We start from the raw sequence: 1005 nt of genomic DNA, 5'->3' as shown, positions 1-1005 counted from the left end.
TGCCTGCCATGTCGTCGCTCACCTCCGGGTCGCCGTGCGCTGGACCCACAGATTGATCAGAACGGCGCCCAGCAGCATCACGCCGAGGAACGCCTTGAACCAGTCCGGATTCCAGCCGGCATACACGATGCCCTGCTGCACCATGCCGAACATGAACGCCCCGAACACCGGACCGATCGCGGAGCCCGCGCCACCGGTCAGCAGACACCCGCCGATCACCGCCGCGGAGATGTAGATCAGCTCCTGGCCCACCCCTTCACCGGACTGCACGGTGTTGAAGGTGAACAGCTGGTGCATGCCGACGAACCAGGCACCGAAACCCACCAGCATGAACAGCGAGATCTTCGTGAACGCCACCGGCACACCCACCGCCCGGGCGGAGTCCTTGTTCCCGCCCACCGCGAAGATCCAGTTGCCGTACTTCGTCCGCATCAGCACCCAGGTCGCAATCGCCGCGAACACCAGCCAGTACACGATCGTGATCTTCACGTTCACGCCGCCGACGTCGAACGACGTCGCGAAGACCTTCTTCGCCTGGCCGAACCCGTCCATGTTGCTGATGTCATCCGTGGCCACATTGCCGGTGACCAGCTTCGTCACCGCGAGGTTGACCCCCTGCAGGATCAGGAAGCTGCCCAACGTGACCAGGAAGCTCGGCAGCCCGGTCTTCACGACCATCCAGCCGTTGAGGAACCCGATCCCCAGCGACACCAGCAACGCGACGATCACCCCCACCCACACGTTCATGGTCAGCTGATAACTGAGCATGCTCGCGGTCAGCGACGAGGTGATCACCGCGACACCGGCGGACAGATCGAACTCCCCGCCGATCATCAACAGCGCCACCGGCAACGCCATGATCCCGATGGTCGAGGAGCTGTAGAGGATGTTCGCCATCGACGCGCCGTCCCGCACCGGCGGAGCGGCGATCAGGAAGAACACGTACACCGCGGCCGCACCGAGGAAGACACCCACCTCGGGACGCGCCAACAGCCGTAGCGGCAA

General features: G+C 64.3%; 1 protein-coding gene. It reads right to left on the bottom strand.

The genetic code is table 11. The annotated features are described in order from the left end of the window. Nucleotides 1-18: 18 nt before the first annotated feature. Nucleotides 19-1005 carry an ABC transporter permease gene (locus ACIBK4_RS50500; RefSeq protein ID WP_399006979.1) on the bottom strand — a complete coding sequence of 329 codons (987 nt, stop codon included), beginning with the start codon at nt 1003-1005 and terminating at the stop codon, nt 19-21.

This window comes from Streptomyces sp. NPDC050528 (assembly GCF_044457795.1).
Lineage (GTDB): Bacteria > Actinomycetota > Actinomycetes > Streptomycetales > Streptomycetaceae > Streptomyces.
Note: the sequence above shows the minus strand (reverse complement) of the source record. Positions and strands in the feature narration are given on the sequence as shown.